The following is a 21,420-nucleotide window of genomic DNA, read 5'->3' on the forward strand; positions in this document are numbered from 1 at the left end:
CCCGGGGGGGGGGCCGGGCGGCCCCATTTTATCCGGCCACCAGAGGCGGGGCGGGGGTTTTACGCCAACGCGGCGCTAGTGGCGGGCGGGGCGGTCTGGCGGGCCGCGCCTTCACCAACAACGTCAAACAGTCTGACCTGCGCCGAGGTCCGCGCCTGTCGTCGGATCCGAGGCCGCATCCGACGCGGTTCTCGATGCCATCGCCTGCAGCACCTTCACATCGCGTTGCGATACGTTGACGGTGGCCATGCCGTCACCGCCATCCACGGCCGGCTCCGGAGACTCGACGAACTCCCAATCCGGGCCTTCGTTCCATGGCCCACGCGGCGCGTCGTCGCCTCGCGACATGTTGTAGTACACGCTCGTGTACTGCGGCACGCCAGGAAGCTTTCCCTGCGGAAAGTTTGGCTGGATCGAATGCAACGCCTTCTCGAACGATTTCTGGTGGGCGATTTCTCGTGTCATCAGAAAGCCGAGTGTTTCCTTGATGCCCGGATCGTCGGTGACGTTGATCAGGCGTTCGTAGACGATCTTCGCGCGAGCCTCGGCGGCAATGTTCGACCGCAAATCGGCCGTCGGATCGCCGATCGTGTCGACATAGGAAGCGCACCAGGGCACGCCGGCTGAATTGGTCAGCGCCGGGCCGCCACCGTACAGCAACGCCGTCGTGTGGGAATCGTTTCCTCCACCCGTCATCGAACGATAGAGCTCCGCCTCCGCCTCAACGGCTTCGGCCAGTTGGCCCTTGGCACTTTTGTTCAGCATCGCGACGATCGAGCCAACGATTTCCAGATGACTCAGTTCTTCGGTTGCGATATCGAACAACAGATCTTTTCGGCCAGGATCATCTTCACCAACAGCCTGGGTGAAGTACCGGCAGGCGGCACCGAGCTCGCCCTGAGGTCCACCGAATTGCTCCAGCAGCAGATTCGCAAGACCTGGATTCGGCGCGGCGACGCGCACAGTGTACTGGAGGCGTTTGTTATGGATGAACATGCGACTTCTCCGGTGAGTGGCCGAAGCAACGCCGTACAGGTGCAGACGTGGACCTGTCATGTCCCTGTACCTGTCCAGAATCGCGTGCGGCCATGAATCAACCCGGACAGCGGTGCAACCGAATGGTTGCCCGCACCCAACGGTGGGCGCCCGGCTCTCAGAGCGGACGCTCTGGCGGATGCACGGCGGAAATGCCGTGCATGGCAACGCATTGCCGCTCGTTGTTCAGCATGCGCTGTGCCCATTGTGCAAATACCGTTGCTTAACCGGCCATGCGGGGCCAGCATCTTGGCTCTGCGGAAACAACCGGCGAGGTGACGCCGATTCTCGCGAGTTCGATTGACGGGTGCGCCCGCAGGTATGGAAGCGTTATTTACGTGCCTGCGGCCAGGCATTCGGGTAACGGCGCAGGGTATCGTTACCTGCTGCGCGGCAGTCGTACGGCGAACGCCGTTTCGCCTTGTTCGGAACGCACTTCGATCTCGCCACCGTGAGCCTTCGCAATTTCGCGCACGATATACAGTCCGAGGCCGAGGTGGCTGTCCTCCTCGTAGCCCTCGTCAGGACCCACTCCGCGCTTTAGAGGCTCAAAAATCTGTTCCATCGCCAACGGCTCAATTGAAGTACCGCTATTTGCGACAACGATACGAACATCCTCCTCCTCACCGGTCACAATGATCCGCACCGGTGTGTTCGGCGCGCCGTACTTGACTGCATTCAGAACGAGATTGCCTAGCAGTTGCTGCAGACGTTGACCGTCCCAAACACCTTCAGATTGGCCCCGCATCTCCAGATCGAACTGGCGATCAGGATGTATCGTGCGAAGCTGGTCCAGTTCGTCGCGAAAGACGGTGGCAACGTCAATGTGGGTCGGAACGATGTTGATACCCAGACCTAGCTTCGTCCGGTTGAAATCACTCAGGTCGTCCAGCAGAGCCTGCATGCGGGAGCCGCTTCTGATCAGGCGGCTCGCAGCACTCGCCACACGCTCCCCAGCATTCAACGCGGCGAGATACGAAGCTGTCATCTGGATGGTCTGAAGCGGGCTGCGCATGTCGTGCCCGAGCATCCCAAGCAGCAGGTTGCGAGCCTGCTCCACTTGCGCGCTGAAAAAGCTGATAGATTCGGCGAGCGCCTGATCGATCGCTTCGTTGAAGCGGATGACGTCGTCCATGACCCGTTCATCGCGCGGGCCTTGGTCCATCCATAGACGCAGAACGCTGGCGCGCAGGGCGCGGTATTCGGCCGTCAGTTGCCTGACGTCGAAACCGCTTCGTGCTCGAAGAATGGCGTGCGTTTGTGCCGCCGTCTCAGGGGCATCGATCATCCGGGGCGCGCGCCCCTTTGATTTTTCAAGTTGTGCTTCCCTCGTCTGGGCTGTCGACAGATCCTTCACCACTGCTTCGAGGATCTGTTGCGCGTGGTCGCGTAAAGCCGGGGATTGCATGTTCGCGGCGGCTGGCAACAGGGTGCCGGCGAACGCCTCCCATTGCGTCAGGATCGCTTCCATATTCCGCAAGATGAACTCGGCCAGTCGCATGTCCGCCTCGAATAGTGGCAAAAACCCTTGAACTGCATACATACGCCACGCCCATGTTACGCGGAAATCCCTCGCGTGATCCGGCCGGGTCCGCCAATTGCGTTCATCCGCTACACAGTCTGGAGAAACGGCGATGAAGCTTGTCCGCTCTCACCATTTACTCATTGCAGACGACGACCCTGCTCTGCTCGCCGCATACGTCCAGTATTTCGAGCTTCACGGCTACGAGATTCGAGCCACTCGAGACGGAGCCGATGCGTTATCCGAGTACTGCCGGTGGTTTCCCGCAGTGGTCATTCTCGACGTTCAGATGCCTCGCCTCGACGGTCGAGAGGTAGCCAGGAAAATCAGGGGTCTCAGGGGCAAGCCCATACCATTGCTTGTCGCGGTGTCCGGGTTGGCATCGCAGTCCGAGAGGGCCGTATCGCTCGACTCCGGTTTCGATCACCATTTCGCCAAACCGGCCCAGCTTCCGGTCATTCTTTCCACCATTGCTTTCCGCTCACGTACCCGCGACCCGGACATCGCCCAGCTTCAGAGCCGTGGTTGACCGTCCGTTTCCGGGACATGCGCGCGCCGGTAATCTGGCCGGTTCAACGGGCTGCACGAAGTTCGGACGGCTCGAAATAAAAATTCCTGTTCCCCACGAGGCGCGCGACCATGAAGTCGATGAATGTCCTCACCCGCAACGGCTGCTCAGTGCGATGACGATAGTAGATATAGACCGCCTCGCGCTGGGTGACGTGCTGAACCAGCACCGGAACCAGTTGACCGCTCCTGATCGGCGCGGTGGCTGAAAAACTGCCGAGTTGACCAATGCCGAGTCCGGCGATCACGGCTGCCGTCTCGGCGTCGGTGTCGTTGACGCATAAGGCCGTCGCGATGTCGCGGTAGACGATTTCATCCCCGATCAGGAATTCCCACGGCGCCTGCTTGCCCGTGTTCGCGCGCCGGTATCCCGTGCAGCGGTGAGCCTCGAGTTCGTCGATAGTCCGCGGCGCGCCATGACGCTCGATATAGGCGGGCGACGCGCAGACGATCAACTGGATCGGCAAAAGCCGACGCGCGATGCTGCCGCCCGACGGCGGAGACCCGCCACGAAAGCCCACATCAGCGCGATCGCTGATGAGGTCGGTAAAGTGGTCGTCGAGTTGCACATCGAGCTGCACGTTCGGATGCAATTCGGCGAATTCCAGAAAGTAAGGCCACAGCACCACGTGCCCCATTGCTCTTGGCGCGCTCACCCGCAGCGGACCCGCGATCTCTGCTTTCGATCGTCGCGCGTCGTCGAGTGCGGACGACAGGACAGCCAAAGCAGGCTTCACGCTGTCGAGCAGGCCCTGCCCCTCCTCGGTCAAGCTCAGCTTGCGCGTGGTTCGATGGAAGAGCCGTACGCCCAGCTCCTTTTCCAGTTGCATCACCGCGTGGCTCGCGGCCTGCGGCGAGATGCCCTGATCGACGGCCGCCTTGCGCAGGCTTCCGAGTTCCGCCGCCCGGACGAATATGGTGATCGCGCGAACTTCATTCACCGCCGCCCCCATTCGCAAATAAAAGTTGATTATCAGTCTAGCAATCTACGCCTAGTTCGTGCGAATCAATACTCCTATGATCGGTTCACACCCACCCCAAACGTAGGAGAAGCATCATGGTCGAGCTCACGAAGAACGGCTTCAAGCGTGTCTGGTTCATCACGGGCGCGTCGCGCGGCCTGGGCGCCCTGATCGCCCAGGCGGCCCTGGCTGATGGCAATGCGGTGGTCGCCGCCGGCCGCAATGTTGCGGCGATCGTCGAGCGCCTCGGCGACTCGCCGGCACTGCTTCCCGTGGCGCTGGACGTCACGGACGAAGCGCAGGCGAAAGCCGCGGTTCAAGCCGCGATCGAAAAATTCGGCCGTATCGACGTGCTGGTCAACAACGCGGGATTCGGTTTGCTCGGCGCGGTCGAGGAGTCCACCGACGCGGACGTGCGCCGCATGTACGACACCAACGTGTTCGGGCTGCTGACCGTCACGCGCGCCGTTCTGCCGGTGATGCGCTCGCAGCGCGCCGGTCACGTCATCAATATGTCGTCGATCGGCGGCTATCGGGCTGCTGCGGGATTCGGCGCGTACAGTTCGACGAAGTTCGCAGTCGAAGGCTTGACCGAAGCGTTGCACGCCGAATTGAAGCCGCTCGGCATTCACGCGACGGTCGTCGAGCCGGGTTACTTCCGGACTGACTTCCTCGACGCGTCATCGCTCGTCGTCGCACGCGAGGTCATTGCGGACTATGACGCGACGTCGGGCAATGTGCGTCGGCACGCTGCCAACATGAATCACAACCAGCCAGGGAATCCCGCGAAGCTCGCAACGGCGATGATCGAACTGGTCGATGCGCAAACGCCTCCGCTGCGTCTGCCGCTTGGCACCGACACGCTGAAGGCCATCGCTGACAAGAATGCCTATGTCGAGCAGGAAACGGAAACCTGGAAGGCGCTGTCGGCATCGACTGACTTCACCGCTTGATGGTTGACGATCAGATGCGGATGCCGAATGGTCTATCAATCACCGATCGTTGTGGCTTCTTGCCCGGTGTCCGCCTGCTTACGCATCAGCAGGAGCAACGCGATAAGCACAAGGACTATCGTCAAGCCGACAAAGAGCAGCGTCGCGCGTTGAACGTCGGACATCTGCACGGCGATACCAAGGCCGATCACAGGTAGTGAGATCGCCACATAAAGCACGACGAAGAAGCTGGACGTGACTTCCGCCCGCCGGTGCGCAGGCGCCGCCGCGGCGATCTCGCCCAACCCGGCGCGGAAGCTGATGCCCTGCCCGATGCCTGCCAGGGCCGTGCCGAGCAAAAGCGCCCCGAGCGATTGCGCCGGCACGCACAGGCCGACACACATCAGCCCCACGACGAGTCCAATGCAGCCAGCCGCTTGCCTCCATCGGGCAGCAATGACCGTCTGCACGATCTGCCCGAGGGCGGAGCACGCGAACAGCAAAAACACGATCGCGCCGGTCACGATGCCGCTGTGAAAGCCGAGTACGCTCCGAATCAGTTGAGGGGCGACCGCCGCAAAGAAGCCCACCACGACGAAACCGGCAAAGCCCGCCAACGCGGCAGGAATGAACGCAGGGCGTACTTCGGCGGGAAGCGAAATTTTCTGGATGCCGAGCTTGACTCGCGACGGAATCGCAGCGGTCTCCGGCACGCCCAGGACGATCAGTCCGGCGAGACCGACCAGCGCGAGATGCGCCGCATAGGCCAAGCGCATCGGCCAGGGAAATAGTTCGACGAGGATGCCGCTTAGCAACGGACCGCAACCCAGCCCTAGCATATTGGAGGCGGTAGCCGCGAGCATGGCTTTGCCGCGCCACGCAGGCGGCGCGAGTTCGATCACGGCTACGGTGGCGGTTCCTGTGAAGATGCCGGCGGAGATTCCCGACAGCAGGCGGCCCAGCATCAGAAGCGCCAGCCCGTCGCTGAGCAGGAACGTCAGCGCCGACGCGGCCGACGCACACAGTCCCGCCAGCAGCATGCGGCGACGGCCTAGCTGATCGGACCAGTTGCCGACCAGCAGCAACGCACTCAGCACCCCGATTGCATACGACGCATAGATCACCGTGATGGTGGTCGGAGTAAAACCATATTGCAGCTGGTAGTACCGATAGATGGCCGTCGGTAGCGTTGTACCCATCATGTTGATCGCGAACGCCAACGCGACAGCCAGAAATGCGATCGGGGATTGCGGTGCGGCAGAAGCGGCTTTCATGAAACGTCCCAACGGTTGGTCGAACAGTGCGCGCAATTATGGGCAATTTCTCGCGGTCTTGCTGGCAGCTCGACGATCGTGCTCAGCGTCGATGTCCTCTTGCTGCGACTACGCCAAGCGATGGGCACATCACGCGGACGTAGATGATCGATCCGCGTTTCGCCGTGGTCGAACTCGCGGCGCGCCAATTCCATTTCGCTCTTGTGGGCCTCGACCCAATCCCATATCCCGCAGATCGACGCGATTGTCGCGCAGTTCGTCAAGGATCCGTGGGGCCGGAATTCATGGCGCCGCCGGAACGCGTGCTCGTCGCGTGACAGGAGGCGGTGGTGATGGCACCCGGCAACACGCTGTACCGCGAACTGACCTTCAGTCCTCATTGTGTCGCGCCGGCGTGCCGCAATGCATCCTCCGCGGCCGGGTTGTGTTGTGCGATCGCCATTTGCAACGCAGTCCCGCCGCGCGCATCGACATGATTCGCGTTGGCGCCGTGCGCGACAAGCACCGGGATCATATCGAGCCGGCCGAATAGCGCGGCGAACGACAATGCCGTTTCCCCCGCGTTGTTGGTTTGATCGATGGCGCAACGCGTGTCGAGCAGCGTCATTGCAATATTCGTCTCGCCTTTGAAGAGCGCCCCCATCAGCGCCGTGTTGCCATGCCGGTCGGCGGCGCAAGCGTCGGCGCCCGCGGAAAGCAAAGCCTTCAATGTCTGCGGATGATTGTCATACGCGCTAAGGATCAGCGCGGTATAGCCTTCGGGCGTCGTTGTCTCGAGCGGGAAATGGGCATCGATCAACGCCTGAACAATATCCGTGCGTCCCGCACGCGCCGCGGCAAACCAGTCTTCGGTGTAACGCGGCGTGTCCGTCGCGGCCGAATACGTTCCGGGCTGATACACATGCTGCGCGCAACTGGCCGTCAACAGTGCGGTCAGGGTGGCGGCCGCCACGGTCCGAACAAGGCGCCGGGCGGTGAAAGAGCATTGCATTACGTCCTCCGGGAGAAAGCATATTTATTCAGTTGGAAGACCTGCTTGCGCAGGCCTCCCGTACACGCTTCAGTTATCGCTCAGGTGTGCTGCCGCATCCTTCACACGGGTGACATCCGCATGAGTCGCACGCGCAAGACGGGTGCCGTAGTCGGCATCAGCCTTATAGAAGTACGAGAGCATCGCGTACTTGTTCGCGTCGTTCGTCACACGGCCAAGGTCGCCCGACAGCGCCGTGATCAGATCTGTCCTGTCGGTCTCGGACAGCGTCCGGTAGTACTCGCCGGCTTGACGGAAGTCGAGCGTCTTGTGGATGGCGCTTTGCTGGGTTGTCCCCTTCAGCGGCGTCTGCACGGACTTGTACTTGTCCTGCTGTGCGATTTCGGCGACTCCGGATGGCTCGTAGTTCACTTCGCCCTTTCGATCATCCTCATTCATCAAGCCATCCTGGTTGTTGTTGTAGACCGGGACGATCGGACGGTTGATCGGCAACTGGTTGTAGTTCGGGCCGAGGCGATACATTTGCGTGTCGGCATAGGCGAACAGGCGGCCCTGCAACATCCGGTCTTCGGACGGCTCGATGCCCGGCACGAGCCGTGACGGCGCGAATGCCGATTCTTCCGTGGACTCGAAATAGTTATCCGGAATGCGGTTGAGCGTCATCGTGCCCACCTTCTGCTCCGGGATGGAGGACGGCCACACCTTCGTGTCATCGAGCGGATCGAAATCGAACTTGTCCAGATCTTTCGGCGAGAGCACCTGGATATAAAGATCCCATTGCGGGTAGGAATGCGCCTTGACCGAGTTGTACAGGTCGTTGGTCATCATGTTCCAGTCGGCGCCGATCGAATGCGGGATATCCCGGGGACGAATGCCTTCGATGCCCTGACGGCTTTTCCAGTGGAACTTCACGTAGTGAACTTCCCCTTTCGCATTCACGAACTTGAATGCGTGCACACCGAAACCGTCCATGTGGCGATACGAATCCGGCATGCCCTCGTCCGTGTAGAGATGCGTCAGCATGTTCGTCGCTTCGGGCGAGTGAGCAAAAAAGTCGAACGCCAGATTCGGATCCTGCACACCCGTCACCGCCGACGGTTTGTTCGCATGCACGAAGTCAGGAAACTTGATGGCGTCGCGGATGAAGAAGATCGGCCAGTTGATGCCGACCATGTCCCAGTTGCCTTGCTGCGTGTAGAACTTGATAGCGAAACCGCGCGGATCTCGTGCCTGCTCGGGCGACCCGCGATAGCCCATCACCGTCGAGAACCGAACGAAGACCGGGGTCTTCGTTCCCGGCGTGAACACCTGGGCAGTGGTCAGCGAACTGAGGTCTGTAGTCGGCACGAACTCGCCGAAGAGACCTGTGCCACGCGCATGCACGACGCGCTCGGGTATGCGTTCGCGATCGAAGCGCTGCAGCTTCTCGATGAGATGAGAGTCCTGCAAAAGAACTGGACCTTCAGGGCCCGCCGTCTGCGAGTTCTGGTTGTCGCCGACCGGCGAGCCGCTATCCTGGGTCATATCCGCGGCATGCGCCGGCTGAGCGATCGAGATTGCCGAAATGATCGATAAAATGCTTGCTGCAATCTGTGTCTTCAATATTTTCACGTTGTATTCCTGGTTCAGTTGGAAAGCGCAGCAATCCTATGACTCAGTCACTCGATTATCCAGTCTATTTTTCCTATCATTTCAATAGCGATAGAATTGCTTTCAAAAATAACAAGTGCAGGATACCAGGAGGCAATGAACGCAGATCCGCGCAGAACGATTGTAAGTGGGCAGTCGCTGCGTGCTTTATCTGTACGATAGCCATTACAATTGAATTTAGTATTTCCACACATACCCTTATGAGCAATATGTTTTTATCTTGAATATCTGTGCGCCATTTAATTATTTTATAAATCGACTTAAGTTAACCTTATCCTTGCTCGGAATAGCGGCAATGAATGAACGGTGTGCCCATTTGTGCAAAGGTGATTTCGATATCGGGTACTTCTGAGGCCGGCGGCCCGCGCCTATAGTCAGCTCAGCTTTCGGACGCTCACCCCACTTCGTGATGGGGCCCGCACGAAGTCTTCCAATCCAAAGGAGCAGACCATGTTGACCCGCACGTCTCCGGCGCCTCTCGCCGAACCCGCTGCCGTGACCCTCGATGCGCAATACTTCGAATACACGTCGTCAGCCAATCCGATCGGCGCGAAGCTCATCTCGCGGGTGCCCTTCCGCAATTTCCCGCCTTCGCTGTACGCGGACGGCGCAACCCGGGTCGTGCCGCTCGACCTGTCCGCGGAGTTGGGTTGCCCCGGCCCCGCAACCGGTCCCGGCCTGAGCGCCAATTTCCTGCGCATCAACGCGGGGGACGCACTGACGCTCGCCCCGAACGCGACCTCGCAGGTTTGCTACGTCATCAGCGGGACCGGCAGCGTGACGCAGGCGGAGACCCGCTTCCCATTCGCGCAGGGCGATTTCTTCACCCTGCCTGGCGGCGCTGCCGCTGTGCTGTCCGCCGACACGACGGCCACGCTCTATTACGTCAACGACGCGCCGCTGCTCACCTATCTCGGCACGACCGGCGTCGTGGCGCGCTTTGCGCCGACGCGCTATCCGGCCGCCCAGGCACAGGCGGAATTGCGCAAGGTCGCGGAAGAAGCCAATGCGGGCCGCCGCAACCGCATCAGCGTGCTGATGGGCAACGCCAACTTTCCGCAGACGCGAACGGTCACGCATGTGTTGTGGGCCATGTTCGGCATCGTGCCGCCCAACTCGATGCAGAAGCCGCACCGCCATCAGTCGATTGCACTCGACTTCATCGCCGGGGGCAAGCCAGGCGTCTATACGCTGGTCGGCACCGAACTGGACGAGAACGGCAATATCGCCCATCCGACCCGCGTCGATTGGGAAGCCGGGATGGCGTTCGTGACGCCGCCGGGATACTGGCATGCGCATTTCAATGAAACGGACGAAAACGCGTATGTGATTCCGATCCAGGATGCCGGCCTGCAGACCTGGCTGCGCACGCTCGACATCCGCTTCGCCCGTTAAGCCTGAAGCGCCAGTGCGAGTCCGTCGTCCCAGTACGGCGGCTCGCCAATCGCCTCGGCGTAGAAGTCCACGAACGCGCGCACCTTCGACGATACGATTTTCTTCGGCGGGTAGACCGCCCAGACCGCTGGTTCGGCTCGCCCCGTGCGCGCTTCCCATTCAGGCAGCACGTGCTGCAGGCGCCCGTCGCGCAGGGCCGTAGACGCGAGCCACGTCGGCAGGAGCGCAAGGCCGCAGCCGGCCACGGCGAGTTCCAGCACGGCTTCGGAGTCGTCGGCGCGCAAACGCCCGCGCAATGCCACCAGCACTTGCTCGGGCGACGCCTGTGCACCCGCGATGCGAGTGAAAGACCATTTGTCGTCCGGCAACAGGGACAAGCGAAGCACATCATGAGCGGCCAGATCTTCAGGGACACGAGGCATTCCGCTCCGCTCGAAATACACCGGACTGCCGCAGACGATACGGCGATGCGGCGCCATGCGTTTGGCCATCAGTGACGAGTCGGGCAGCACACCGACACGGATCGCCACGTCGATGCCGGCTTCGATCATGTTCAGCGTTTCGTCGGTCGACACGATATCGAGGCCGATGTCAGGGTAGCGCGTCATAAACGCTGGCAGATGCGGCACGATATGCCGGCGCCCGAATGCCGGCGGCATCGTAACGCGTAGCAAGCCTTGCGGTGTGCGATTCAGTGACGACGTCACCTGGCGCGCGTCGTCGAGCGCTTGCAGGGCAAGCATGGCGTGCTCACGAAATAGCCTGCCGCCTTCCGTCAGGACGAGCCCCCGCGTCGACCGGTTAAATAGCGCAATGCCCAGATCCTTTTCCAGCTCGCTGACGTAGCGCGAGACGGTCGAGGTCTTGACTGCCATTTCATGGGCCGTCTTGCTGAAGCTCTGCAGTTCCGCTGCGCAAATGAAGGCGCGTACCGCGGCAAAATAATCCATCGTGTGTCTAATGTGAATCGAGCGTTCTACAAAGAGTTTCACGACTGAACCCGCGCAACGCTCCGCGCGCGAGCCTGTTCGATCACAGCAACGGCAGCGTCAGCCTGATGTGTTCCGCGAATACCGTGATCAGATGGGACGGACGCTCCCGCTCGAACTTCAGGGTAATGCCTATAGTGGGCAAGGGCGGAAGCGCGGGATCGCCATTGAGTATGGAGAGATCCGGGGCGACGGCAGTCTGTGTGATGACGGCCACGGCCTGCCCCGAGCGGACCAGGGCCGTGAGGCCGGCGAGACTGCTGCTCGCATAGGCGATGCGGTAGGCCCTGCCCGCGCGTTGCAGCGCTTCGCAGGCCGCCACGTGGTCGAGCGTGTCCGGATCGGAAAGCGCCAGCGGCAACGGGTCGAAGTGTGCGGAATCCAGTCCCGGATAGCCAACCCAGACCAGCGGCTCGCGGCGAATGATGTCGTCATTCGAGGCGCCCTCCGGCAACGAGATCATGGCAAGGTCCAGCGCATGCATCTCCAGTTGTTCGAGCAAGCGCGGCGTGGGGGCGCAAATGACTTCGACCAGCGCATGCGGATGCTGGCTCGAGAACTGCCGCAGCAAATGCGGCAGGAAAACGGCGGCGTAGTCGTCCGGGCAGCCGAAGCGGATCGTGCCCGACAGCCCTTTGCCTGACAGATCGGCCATCGCCTCGTCGTGCAGTCGCAGAATGCGTTGGGCGTGGATCAACAGGCGTTCGCCGGGATTCGTCAGCACCACCCCACGACCCGTGCGCTGGAACAACGGCTGGTCGACGATTTCTTCGAGGCGCTTCATCTGCTGACTCAGCGCCGACTGGGTCCGTCCGATCCGGTTCGCCGCGCGACTGAGCGCCCGAACTTCGGCAACGACCGTAAACGATCGCAGCAGATCGATTTCGAGTGAAAGACTCAAGGTATTAGGTCCGCTTCTATCTTCGATAAGAACTATTCGATTCTATGAAACCAGAGAGCCACCTAGACTGCAAGTTATTCCCGCTACCTGCCAAGGAGAACCAAGGTGTCCCAAAACAATGATGCAGTTTTCTGGCGCAACGCCCGGCAGCACCTCATCCGCTATGGCGGCACCTTCGAGCCGATGATCATCGAGCGCGCCCAGGGCAGCTTCGTCTATGACGCGGACGGCCGGGCGATTCTGGATTTCACCTCCGGCCAGATGAGCGCGGTCCTTGGGCACAGCCATCCGGAAATCGTCTCGGTCATCAACGAATACGCCGGCAAGCTCGACCATCTCTTCAGCGGGATGCTTTCCCGACCGGTGGTCGACCTGGCGACCCGCCTCGCCGACATCACGCCGGACGGACTCGACCGGGCACTGCTACTCAGCACGGGCGCGGAATCGAACGAGGCCGCCATTCGCATGGCGAAGCTGGTCACCGGCAAATATGAAATTGTCGGTTTTGCGCAGTCCTGGCACGGCATGACGGGAGCAGCGGCATCCGCCACCTACAGCGCCGGTCGCAAGGGCGTCGGTCCGGCGGCGGTCGGCTCTTTCGCGATCCCCGCTCCCTTCCTGTACCGGCCGCGTTTCGAGCGCCATGGCGAGTACGATTACCTGGCGGAACTGGACTATGCGTTCGATCTCATCGATCGTCAATCCAGTGGCAATCTCGCCGCCTTCATTGCAGAGCCGATCCTCAGTTCCGGCGGGATCATCGAACTGCCGGAAGGCTACATGGCCGCGCTGAAGCGCAAATGCGAGGAGCGCGGCATGCTGCTGATCCTCGATGAAGCGCAAACCGGGGTCGGCCGCACGGGCACGATGTTCGCGTGCCAGCGCGATGGCGTCACGCCCGACATTCTTACTCTATCGAAGACGCTGGGCGCCGGTCTGCCGCTCGCGGCCGTCGTGACGTCCGCACAGATAGAGGAGCGGGCCCACGAATTGGGTTACCTGTTCTATACGACCCATGTATCCGACCCGCTCCCCGCCGCCGTCGGTTTGCGGGTGCTGGATGTCGTCGAGCGCGAGGGGCTGGTTGCGCGTGCGAACCTGATGGGCGAGCGACTCAAACGCGGCCTGCTGGATCTGATGGAACGCTTCGAGTGCATCGGCGACATTCGCGGCCGAGGGCTGCTTCTGGGTATGGAGATCGTCAAGGACCGCCGCACAAAGGAGCCGGCGGATGGGCTTGGCGCGAAGATCACCCGCGAGTGCATGAACCTGGGGCTCAGCATGAACATCGTGCAGTTGCCTGGTATGGGCGGCGTCTTCCGGATCGCCCCTCCGTTGACCGTCCACGAGGATGAGATCGACCTGGGTCTGGATCTGCTCGGTCAGGCGATCGAGCGTTCGCTGTAGTTGCCCGATGTTCGGCGATGAGCGACGGGTGGCCGTTCGATAGCGCGCTTTAGGCCACGACCGAAGTCCGTTGCTGGCCGAACACGCAAGTTCGACGGCCCACCCTCCGGCGGCTACGCCGCGCCCGCCCCGCGCCCTGCGTGTGCCAACGCCAACGCCAGCCTTGCCCCCACCTCGGCATTGTGTTTCACGAGCGCGATGTTTGTCGCCAGGCTGCGTCCACCCGTCAGCGCCTTGATGCGAGCCAGCAGGAACGGTGTCACGGCCTTACCGGTGATTCCTCGCGCCGTGGCCTCGGCGAGCGCCTGCTGAGTCAGCGCGTCGATCTCTTCGAACCTCATCGCTGCCGCTTCCGGCACCGGCGTGCTCAATACCACGCCGCCCACGAGGCCCAAATCCCACTTGGTGCGGATGAAGCGTGCCTGCTGCGCCGCGTCGTCCAGCCTGAAGTCCGAGCGAAAGCCGCTGTCCCGCGTGTAAAACGCAGCGAAATTGTCTTGCTCGCAACTGAGCACCGGCACGCCGTGCGTCTCCAGGTATTCCAATGTGAGGCCGATGTCCAGGATGGACTTCGCACCGGCACAGACCACCGCCACGGAGGTCTTCGCCAGTTCCTGCAGGTCGGCCGAGATGTCAAAGGTTTCTGGCGCGCCCCGGTGCACGCCGCCAATGCCTCCGGTGACGAAGACCTCGATGCCGGCCAGCGCGGCACATATCATCGTGCCGGCCACTGTGGTGGCACCGAGCCCGCCGTCGGCCAGCACAGCCGGCAGGTCGCGGCGGCTGACTTTGTGCACGTGGTCCGAGCGGCCGAGCAGTTCCAGCTCGTCGTCCGAAAGACCGATGCGGATTCGCCCACCGATCAGTGCGATCGTGGCGGGCTCGGCTCCCAGGTCACGGATCAAGGCCTCCACTTCGCGTGCCGTGCGAACGTTCTCCGGGTATGGCATGCCGTGAGCGATGATGGTCGATTCAAGCGCCACGAGCGGCCGGCCAGCGGCCTGTGCAGCGGCCACCGGTGCGCTGCAGGTCAGCCAGGAGCATGCAAGATTCGCAACCATATCGATGTTTCCGGCAGTGTGATTCGCTCAAGTATGCAACACAGGGCCGGTCCGCGGTTCACGCGCTGCAGCGCGATGGCGCCTATCATTACGGTAGAGTCTGGCCGCCGTTGAGGATGAAAAACGTCAGACTTTCATCTACTGAACACGTTGAACGGTCGATGTCGGGTCGGGAGGTTCCATGCCACCGCTACGCGCAATCAATCTTCTCCAATCGACGGAAGGTGCCCGGCTCCATGGTCCGGAGCTCGACCGCTGGCGCCGCTGGGGGCCTTATCTGAGCGAGCGGCAATGGGGCACTGTTCGCGAAGACTACAGCGAATACGGCACTGCCTGGGACTACTTTCCGCACGATCATGCGCGCAGCCGCATGTACCGCTGGGGTGAGGACGGCATTGCCGGATTCGGCAACGACCCGCTCGACTGGTGCGTATCGCTCGCACTCTGGAACGGGCGCGATCCGATCATCAAGGAACGGCTCTTCGGGTTGACGAATGAGCAAGGCAATCACGGCGAGGACGTCAAGGAGCTTTACTTCTATCTCGACGGCACACCGACGCATTCGTACATGAAGATGCTATACAAGTATCCTCACGATGCGTACCCGTACCAGGATCTGATCGACGAAAACCTGCGGCGCGGCGCCGATCAGCCCGAATATGAAATCCTCGATACGGGCGTGTTCGACGATAACCGCTACTTCGACGTCTGCGTCGAGTATGCGAAGCACACACCCGACGATATCGTGATGCGCGTCAGCGTCGAAAATCGCGCGGATCAGCGCGCGGTGCTTCACGTGTTGCCGCAATTCTGGGCGCGCAACAGATGGGCGTGGTCGGGCAAGCCCGGCAAGCCGTCGCTCACGCTGGAGTCGAATGCCGAGCAAGGCGCGCGCGTCATCGCGCGCAATCCCGCACTCGAAACGATGATCGTGACGGCGTCGGCGCAACAGCCGGTCGAGTGGATCTTCTGCGAAAACGAAACAAATGTGCGCCGCATTTTCGGCGTCGAAGGTGCCGGTCCGTTCAAGGACGGCTTCAATGACTACCTCGTTGACGGCGACGAGCAGGCAATCCGGCGCGACAAGGGCACCCGCGCCGCCGCGCATGGGTGCCTGCAGTTCGCGCCTCATGAGCGCTCGGTGCTATATCTGCGCTGGCGTCCCGAAGCGGCCCCGGATGCCGTGCCTCTCGACATGGAAGCGCTCTTCACGCGCCGGCAAGCGGAAGCTGACGAATTCTATGCTGCGCTTCAGCACGACATCCCCGACGCGGATGCGCGGCTCGTGCAGCGTCAGGCGCTCGCCGGCATGCTGTGGACAAAGCAGTACTACCAGTTCGACGTGACGCGCTGGCACGACGGCGACCCCGGGCAACCGAATCCACCGGGAACACGCAGGCACGGCCGCAACGCCGACTGGCGGCACATGTGCAATGGCGACATCGTGTCGATGCCCGACAAGTGGGAGTATCCATGGTACGCGTCGTGGGATCTTGCATTTCATGCAGTCGCGTTCGCCGTGATCGATCCCGACTTCGCGAAGAAGCAATTGCTTCTGCTCGTGAAGGAACGCTACATGCATCCGAACGGGCAATTGCCCGCCTACGAGTGGGCGTTCGGCGATGCGAATCCGCCGGTTCATGCGTGGGCCACATGGCGCGTGTACGAACTCGACCGCGAGGTGACGGGCGTTGGCGATCACGAATTTCTCGAAGTCATGTTCCACAAGCTGCTGCTCAACTTCTCGTGGTGGGTCAACCGCAAGGACGCCGAGGACCACAACATCTTTCAGGGCGGCTTTCTCGGGCTCGACAACGTGGGCATCTTCGACCGGTCTTCGCCGCTGCCCACCGGCGGCCGCATCGATCAGGCGGATGGCACGGCATGGATGGCCTCGTACGCGCTCGACCTGATGCAGATCGGACTCGAACTGGCGATGACGAACAGCGCGTATGTCGAAATCGCGGTGAAGTTCTTCGAGCACTTTCTGTATATCGCGGAGGCGGTCAGTTGCAACGAAGGGTGCAGAACAGGGTTATGGGACGGACAGGACGAATTCTTCTACGACGTACTCCACCTTCCGGACGGTACCCGTGTGCCGATGCGCATTCGTTCGATCGTCGGGCTGATTCCGCTGTTCGCCGTTCACGTGCTCGAGGATCGCGTGTACGGCCATCTGCCGGGATTGCGCGAACGGCTGGCGTGGTTTCTCGATCATCGGCCGAATCTCGCCAGGCTGGTGTCGCGCTGGACCGAACCCGGCACGGGTAACACCACGCTGCTGTCGTTGTTGCGCGGACAGCGGATGACTGCGCTGCTGCGCCGCGCACTCGATGAAGCCGAGTTTCTCTCCGGGCACGGCGTGCGGGCGCTGTCCCGTGTGCATCGCGGTGCACCCTATGTCTTCGACCATGACGGCGTGAACGTCTGCATTCAATACCAGCCGGCCGAATCGGACTCGCGCGTATTCGGCGGCAATTCGAACTGGCGCGGGCCGGTCTGGATACCGGTCAACTACCTGCTGATCGAATCGCTGTATGAGTTCCATCGCTACTACGGCAATGAGTTTCGCGTCGAGTATCCGACGGGATCGGGCAAGCGTTTTTCGCTGAGCGAGATTGCCGACGACCTCGCACGGCGCGTCACCACGCTCTTTCTCAAAGATGCACGAGGCGCGCGGCCGGTGATGGCCGCCTATCCGATGTTGCAAGCCGACCCGCGGTCGCAGGATCTCGTCCTGTTCCATGAGTACTTTCACGGCGACAACGGACGCGGCGTCGGCGCTTCGCATCAGACCGGCTGGAGCGGGCTCGTCGCGCTGCTGCTGCAGCCACGCATGATGAAGCTGTCCCATGTTGCGGCTGATGTTGCGTCGGTGGATGCGCCAGCGGGAGAAGACGCCGCACCGGTCATGGCTCGGTAGCGTTTCGGTCGCTGGATAGTGCTTCCGCCCGGTTGAATCCACCGGGTAGAGCCGACGCCCCAATGTCCGGGCGGCCGGTGCAGGCGAATGACCTTGATGGCCGCTCGTAGACCTTGCCGCATCGCTATGTACGGCCAAACACGGACACCAGCGATCCCGCGATATTGATAGACCGGTCGTCACCCGCCGCCGACGTCTGCTTTCCGTGGCTGTTAGCGCTTCGCATCCTCTTGCCTGGAGCCCATAGCCGCAGCAATGCGGCTTTGAGCAGCGACGAGCTGGTCATCAGTGGTCGCCACCAGCCACAGACGAGCGTTCTCCGCGATCCGGCGGTTGTGGTCCTTCAATGGGCCCATCGCGGTAGCTGCCTTCCAGACCACCGAGCCGATTCGGCTTCGCCTGCCCGACGGTGCGCCTACAAGCAGGCAGTAAGGTCCCAGCGGAAGCGATACAAACGGAAGTGCCGGACTGACGCGCACGCGCCAGTCGATGAAGGGCGTCTCACTGATGAGCAGCGGTGTGGGCAAGCCGTAAAGCACACTGAAATCGTACAGCGCAAGTTGTTCCGGCATGCCGGCGTAGATGCGCCGGATGTCGTCGACAACCGCCGCGCGGATCTCGTCTTCGAACATGGGTTCCTGCGCGTAGCGGGCCAATGCCTCTCGAGCCTCCCATTGATATGCGCTGAACAGGCCGAGTTCAATGCAGTCCTGCACTGCGCGTTGAACCTCCGCCGCAGAACCGGCTTCCTCTGGTGTGCCCAACTGCGCAGCCCGCAAAAACCGGGCAAGTCCCGCCTCCTGGATCGCAGGACCATCCTCCGATGCATCGTCTTGAGCGTCCTTGCCAAGGGACACGTAGGTATATTTCTCGGCTGCGAAATGCGATTTCTTGCCTTCGTCAAACTTGATCTTGACGTCGACGCAGTCCAAATAGCGAGTCCCGATTCGACCATGCTCCCAAATCCAATTTTTCAGGAGCGGACGTAGTGGATGCAGTCTGTCGTGATCGGCCATTGAAACCTCCAGGTGCCCCAGTATAGTTCCAGGTTGCGGATTGTTCTGTGGAGGACATGGCGATCGTTCAAACCGATGGATCGACCCTTTCCAATCAAACCAGGCGGAGCCCTGCTGGCTCGGCAGCGACCGGCATGACAGACATCGACCATGTCGGTTCTTCGCTTTTCCGCGAAGCGGTCATTCAACGTTGGGGCGAATTCGGCCATCTGGCGCGTTATGGCAGGCTGGGCCAATCGCATTACCTTTTTCCTGCAGTCGCCGAACGGTGTCGCCAGTCGCTGTGATTCGATCACCCTGCGTGCATGCAACCAGTCAGTGTGCCGCAAGCCGCCGCCAGAAGGAGCAGGGAGAAACAAAAGACCGCTGTCCGTGAGGGCAGCGGTCTCTCTTACGATGCGTGGCGAATGAGGGACTCGAACTCCAGACCTGTGGATTTCCTGAAGATAGTCCGTTACGACACACGCTGAGCGTGTCGATGTCTCGCTCTGCCGGGGCTTGAACTGCTCACGCCCCCGTCAGCCTATGCGCGTCCACGACGCCGCTTCGCCGCGAGGTTGTCACTATTCGTGACGCTCGACAGCACGGACCGTGTAGGCCCATCGGATCAACTAGCTCCTGCTGGTCGGGAAACTGTGGCACCGGTCACAATCACCACTGCGCCTTACGCGATTGGAGCGCTTCGTTGGTGGCGCTTATTTGCGCCTGGTTGTCCTCTTTAACAACTGTTATTGGCCGGCGGCCGGCGACACTACGCTCGGGGTCGCCAGCGTGTTGTGATTCCCGGGAGCGTTGGTGAGGGACGTCGAGCTATTGTTCGTGCTATTCGGTAGGCCCGAGTTCGGCGACCCGGCGCCCATGCCGCTGTCCGAGTTGGTAACGCCAGGCGTGCCGTAGCCGCTCGTTGCATTGGCCGGCGACACCGCGGCCGGCGACACGGTGCTCGGGGTCGCCAGCGTGTTGTTGCTCTGTGCATACGCGCCGCCCGACAGCGTGAGTGCGGCCACGGCCGCGATCAATGTGCTGGTTGCCTTGTTCATGACCCGTTCCTCCTTGATTGGACTGGAATTTCGACGCAAACGATCCATTGATATTTTTCCATAGCGGTCGTTGTACGCTTGGTTCGTGGCGATCAAACAAACTCGCGCGACCGTTCGCAGTGGTGCACGTGACGCAAACCACAAATCGCCGCTCAGGGCCGGCAACGAGACACGTAGTTCATTCTTAGAAAGAATCTACGCCCGCCTAAGGCCTATCCAGGTGACCGGCACTTCGTCTATGCATCACGATGCCTTCCCTCTATGTCTCAATCAGTTCAAGCGACGCGCGATAAGGCTTCTCAGGCCGGTATTGCACAGTATCAACGTCACACAGTGCGCCGGCAGCGCGGGATCGAGTCGATAGCAGGCGATACCAAGTTTAGGAAAGCGGTCACTGATAATTAAGCGCGTTGTTCGCAAGGGTGAATTTCGATTTTCGGGGCTATCCCCAATGGATTCTGGTCGCCAATCTGAGGCTGGCGTGATTCGGCATTGTGCTGTGCATGCTACGTGACCCGCGAGGAAACTAATGGGTCAGTCCAGCCCATTCGCATCTGCAATCTGGTGAATCCTACGGGTGAAAACCTTCGGGGCTAAGCGGTCTCCGGCTATTGCTGGTGACGCCCAATCGGTCCACGGGTTTCCCTGCTGGAGTGACGGACCGCCTGGGGCGGTTGCCCAATGGTCCGCAGGAACGCCCGCCTCATTCGCTCCCGATCCGAGAAGCCGACTTCGTCTGCGATCACATCCAAAGATAAACGCCCTTTTTCCAGCAACAATCTGGCGGCTTCCACTCGCAAATGTTCAACGGCTTTGGCAGGCGATTGGCCCGTTTCAGCACTGAAAGCCCGACTGAACTGGCGCGGGCTCAAGCCCGCCACGTCGGCTAATTCCTCGACGGTCAAGGCATTGCGCAGATTGGCGCTCGCATAGTCGATCGCCTTCTGGATCCGGTCGGATTTGGGCTCCAGGTCGAGCAACGTGGAAAACTGCGATTGCCCGCCGGCGCGGCGATGATAAACGACAAGCTTGCGGGCGACGGCGCGTGAAACATCCTGGCCGTGATCCCTTTCGATCATGGCGAGCGCCATATCGATCGTGGCTGTCATGCCTGCCGACGTCCAGATCGGTCCGTCGACAATGAAAATCTGGTCCTCTTCGACGGCTATTGCGGGAAAACGGCACTGCAGATCGTGCGCGAAGCGCCAATGTGTCGTCGCTCGGCGACCATCCAGAACCCCTGCTTCGGCCAGGATAAAAGCGCCTGTGCATGGCGCCGCGATTCGCCGCGACGTGTTCAGGGCACGCCTGACGAAGGCAGTCAATGCGGTAGAGACAATGTCGATCTCGACGCCAGAGCCAAACATGACGGTGTCAAATGGGGCGTCGCAAAAGGGTTGCGTTTCTACACGGATACCTGCCGAGGACAATACAAGTCCGCCCTCTTCGGACAGGACCGTCACCTGGTATGCCGGCTCTCCGAGCACGACGTTCGCCAGCTCGAAGGCAGTCACTGCCGCCAAGCCCATGAGATAAAAATTCGGGAATACAACGAAGCCGATCGTATGCATAGCGTGCCGAGGTCGTGTCCTGAATCGCTTGTATATATGACATTTGAGACACGGTCAACGGCGATTATTCTCTACCCATACCGTTCGAAGACGCCGGCCGGGCGGACGCAGCGATCGCGTGCCAGTCAAAGCGCGACGCGCGTCTTCAGACTCAACCTCAAACCGCTTATCGCAAGAGCTTTCG

General features: G+C 61.2%; 18 protein-coding genes. 6 read left to right on the top strand and 12 right to left on the bottom strand.

Going from position 1 to position 21,420, the window contains the following annotated elements; all coding sequences use genetic code 11:
* Positions 1-123: 123 nt before the first annotated feature.
* Together PQR32_RS20055 and PQR32_RS20060 are read right to left on the bottom strand one after the other, a co-directional pair.
* A complete protein-coding gene (locus tag PQR32_RS20055) occupies positions 124-996 on the bottom strand; it encodes a manganese catalase family protein (protein WP_408230608.1) in 873 nt (290 codons plus the stop codon).
* A gap of 418 nt (positions 997-1,414) precedes the next feature.
* Positions 1,415-2,536 (bottom strand): ATP-binding protein, encoded by a 1,122-nt coding sequence (locus PQR32_RS20060; protein WP_408230611.1) that lies wholly within the window; start codon positions 2,534-2,536, stop codon positions 1,415-1,417.
* A 133-nt stretch (positions 2,537-2,669) separates the two neighbouring features.
* On the opposite strand from PQR32_RS20060, the gene PQR32_RS20065 reads away from it, so the two are divergent.
* Positions 2,670-3,086, top strand: a complete 417-nt coding sequence (locus PQR32_RS20065) for a response regulator (protein WP_408230614.1) — start codon at positions 2,670-2,672, stop codon at positions 3,084-3,086.
* A gap of 43 nt (positions 3,087-3,129) precedes the next feature.
* Here PQR32_RS20065 and PQR32_RS20070 read toward each other — a convergent pair whose 3' ends face one another.
* Positions 3,130-4,065, bottom strand: a complete 936-nt coding sequence (locus tag PQR32_RS20070; RefSeq protein ID WP_408230617.1) for a LysR family transcriptional regulator — start codon at positions 4,063-4,065, stop codon at positions 3,130-3,132.
* Between the two features lie 116 nt (positions 4,066-4,181).
* Between PQR32_RS20070 and PQR32_RS20075 the strand changes: the two genes are divergently transcribed.
* Positions 4,182-5,039 carry an oxidoreductase gene (locus PQR32_RS20075; protein ID WP_408230620.1) on the top strand — a complete coding sequence of 286 codons (858 nt, stop codon included), beginning with the start codon at positions 4,182-4,184 and terminating at the stop codon, positions 5,037-5,039.
* A gap of 35 nt (positions 5,040-5,074) precedes the next feature.
* On the opposite strand, the gene PQR32_RS20080 is transcribed toward PQR32_RS20075, so the two are convergent.
* From PQR32_RS20080 to PQR32_RS20090, 3 genes are all read right to left on the bottom strand, one after another.
* Entirely contained in the window at positions 5,075-6,292 is a 1,218-nt protein-coding gene (locus tag PQR32_RS20080) for an MFS transporter (protein ID WP_408230623.1), read from the bottom strand.
* A 376-nt stretch (positions 6,293-6,668) separates the two neighbouring features.
* Complete coding sequence (locus PQR32_RS20085) at positions 6,669-7,283, bottom strand: ankyrin repeat domain-containing protein (protein WP_408230626.1); 615 nt, start codon at positions 7,281-7,283, stop codon at positions 6,669-6,671.
* Between the two features lie 69 nt (positions 7,284-7,352).
* Positions 7,353-8,807 (bottom strand): catalase, encoded by a 1,455-nt coding sequence (locus PQR32_RS20090; RefSeq protein WP_408231044.1) that lies wholly within the window; start codon positions 8,805-8,807, stop codon positions 7,353-7,355.
* A 576-nt stretch (positions 8,808-9,383) separates the two neighbouring features.
* Here PQR32_RS20090 and PQR32_RS20095 point away from each other — a divergent pair.
* The gene (locus tag PQR32_RS20095) at positions 9,384-10,328 is read left to right on the top strand and encodes a cupin domain-containing protein (protein WP_408230629.1); all 945 of its coding nucleotides are present in this window, start codon (positions 9,384-9,386) and stop codon (positions 10,326-10,328) included.
* On the opposite strand, the gene PQR32_RS20100 is transcribed toward PQR32_RS20095, so the two are convergent.
* The gene (locus PQR32_RS20100) at positions 10,325-11,278 is read right to left on the bottom strand and encodes a LysR family transcriptional regulator (RefSeq protein ID WP_408230632.1); all 954 of its coding nucleotides are present in this window, start codon (positions 11,276-11,278) and stop codon (positions 10,325-10,327) included. The two genes, PQR32_RS20095 and PQR32_RS20100, sit on opposite strands and share 4 nt — an antisense overlap.
* A gap of 82 nt (positions 11,279-11,360) precedes the next feature.
* Positions 11,361-12,218 carry a LysR family transcriptional regulator gene (locus PQR32_RS20105; protein WP_408230635.1) on the bottom strand — a complete coding sequence of 286 codons (858 nt, stop codon included), beginning with the start codon at positions 12,216-12,218 and terminating at the stop codon, positions 11,361-11,363.
* A 105-nt stretch (positions 12,219-12,323) separates the two neighbouring features.
* On the opposite strand from PQR32_RS20105, the gene PQR32_RS20110 reads away from it, so the two are divergent.
* Positions 12,324-13,625 carry an aspartate aminotransferase family protein gene (locus tag PQR32_RS20110; protein ID WP_408230638.1) on the top strand — a complete coding sequence of 434 codons (1,302 nt, stop codon included), beginning with the start codon at positions 12,324-12,326 and terminating at the stop codon, positions 13,623-13,625.
* Positions 13,626-13,738: 113 nt separating this feature from the next.
* Here PQR32_RS20110 and PQR32_RS20115 read toward each other — a convergent pair whose 3' ends face one another.
* Entirely contained in the window at positions 13,739-14,686 is a 948-nt protein-coding gene (locus tag PQR32_RS20115; protein WP_408230641.1) for a pseudouridine-5'-phosphate glycosidase, read from the bottom strand.
* 181 nt (positions 14,687-14,867) lie between these two features.
* On the opposite strand from PQR32_RS20115, the gene PQR32_RS20120 reads away from it, so the two are divergent.
* A complete protein-coding gene (locus tag PQR32_RS20120; protein WP_408230644.1) occupies positions 14,868-17,609 on the top strand; it encodes an MGH1-like glycoside hydrolase domain-containing protein in 2,742 nt (913 codons plus the stop codon).
* Positions 17,610-17,821: 212 nt separating this feature from the next.
* On the opposite strand, the gene PQR32_RS20125 is transcribed toward PQR32_RS20120, so the two are convergent.
* A complete protein-coding gene (locus PQR32_RS20125) occupies positions 17,822-18,625 on the bottom strand; it encodes a hypothetical protein (RefSeq protein WP_408230647.1) in 804 nt (267 codons plus the stop codon).
* Positions 18,626-18,681: 56 nt separating this feature from the next.
* Between PQR32_RS20125 and PQR32_RS20130 the strand changes: the two genes are divergently transcribed.
* Positions 18,682-18,912, top strand: coding sequence for a hypothetical protein (locus PQR32_RS20130; protein WP_408230650.1), 231 nt, complete (start codon positions 18,682-18,684; stop codon positions 18,910-18,912).
* A 441-nt stretch (positions 18,913-19,353) separates the two neighbouring features.
* Here PQR32_RS20130 and PQR32_RS20135 read toward each other — a convergent pair whose 3' ends face one another.
* Together PQR32_RS20135 and PQR32_RS20140 are read right to left on the bottom strand one after the other, a co-directional pair.
* Positions 19,354-19,665 (bottom strand): hypothetical protein, encoded by a 312-nt coding sequence (locus tag PQR32_RS20135; protein ID WP_408230653.1) that lies wholly within the window; start codon positions 19,663-19,665, stop codon positions 19,354-19,356.
* A gap of 608 nt (positions 19,666-20,273) precedes the next feature.
* Complete coding sequence (locus PQR32_RS20140) at positions 20,274-21,236, bottom strand: GlxA family transcriptional regulator (RefSeq protein ID WP_408230656.1); 963 nt, start codon at positions 21,234-21,236, stop codon at positions 20,274-20,276.
* Positions 21,237-21,420 lie beyond the last annotated feature (184 nt).

The sequence above is a fragment of the Paraburkholderia dipogonis genome (assembly GCF_046027395.1).
GTDB lineage: Bacteria > Pseudomonadota > Gammaproteobacteria > Burkholderiales > Burkholderiaceae > Paraburkholderia > Paraburkholderia dipogonis_A.

Excerpts from the sequence above, each read along its gene's own strand:
- PQR32_RS20115 (WP_408230641.1), bottom strand. The coding sequence starts at position 14,686 with ATGGTTGCGAATCTTGCATGCTCCTGGCTGACCTGCAGCGCACCGGTG.
- PQR32_RS20100 (WP_408230632.1), bottom strand. The coding sequence starts at position 11,278 with ATGGATTATTTTGCCGCGGTACGCGCCTTCATTTGCGCAGCGGAACTG.
- PQR32_RS20090 (WP_408231044.1), bottom strand. The coding sequence starts at position 8,807 with ATGACCCAGGATAGCGGCTCGCCGGTCGGCGACAACCAGAACTCGCAG.
- PQR32_RS20120 (WP_408230644.1), top strand. The coding sequence starts at position 14,868 with ATGCCACCGCTACGCGCAATCAATCTTCTCCAATCGACGGAAGGTGCC.
- PQR32_RS20140 (WP_408230656.1), bottom strand. The coding sequence starts at position 21,236 with ATGCATACGATCGGCTTCGTTGTATTCCCGAATTTTTATCTCATGGGC.
- PQR32_RS20125 (WP_408230647.1), bottom strand. The coding sequence starts at position 18,625 with ATGGCCGATCACGACAGACTGCATCCACTACGTCCGCTCCTGAAAAAT.
- PQR32_RS20085 (WP_408230626.1), bottom strand. The coding sequence starts at position 7,283 with ATGCAATGCTCTTTCACCGCCCGGCGCCTTGTTCGGACCGTGGCGGCC.
- PQR32_RS20075 (WP_408230620.1), top strand. The coding sequence starts at position 4,182 with ATGGTCGAGCTCACGAAGAACGGCTTCAAGCGTGTCTGGTTCATCACG.
- PQR32_RS20080 (WP_408230623.1), bottom strand. The coding sequence starts at position 6,292 with ATGAAAGCCGCTTCTGCCGCACCGCAATCCCCGATCGCATTTCTGGCT.
- PQR32_RS20095 (WP_408230629.1), top strand. The coding sequence starts at position 9,384 with ATGTTGACCCGCACGTCTCCGGCGCCTCTCGCCGAACCCGCTGCCGTG.
- PQR32_RS20130 (WP_408230650.1), top strand. The coding sequence starts at position 18,682 with ATGGCGATCGTTCAAACCGATGGATCGACCCTTTCCAATCAAACCAGG.
- PQR32_RS20135 (WP_408230653.1), bottom strand. The coding sequence starts at position 19,665 with ATGAACAAGGCAACCAGCACATTGATCGCGGCCGTGGCCGCACTCACG.
- PQR32_RS20060 (WP_408230611.1), bottom strand. The coding sequence starts at position 2,536 with ATGCGACTGGCCGAGTTCATCTTGCGGAATATGGAAGCGATCCTGACG.
- PQR32_RS20065 (WP_408230614.1), top strand. The coding sequence starts at position 2,670 with ATGAAGCTTGTCCGCTCTCACCATTTACTCATTGCAGACGACGACCCT.
- PQR32_RS20055 (WP_408230608.1), bottom strand. The coding sequence starts at position 996 with ATGTTCATCCATAACAAACGCCTCCAGTACACTGTGCGCGTCGCCGCG.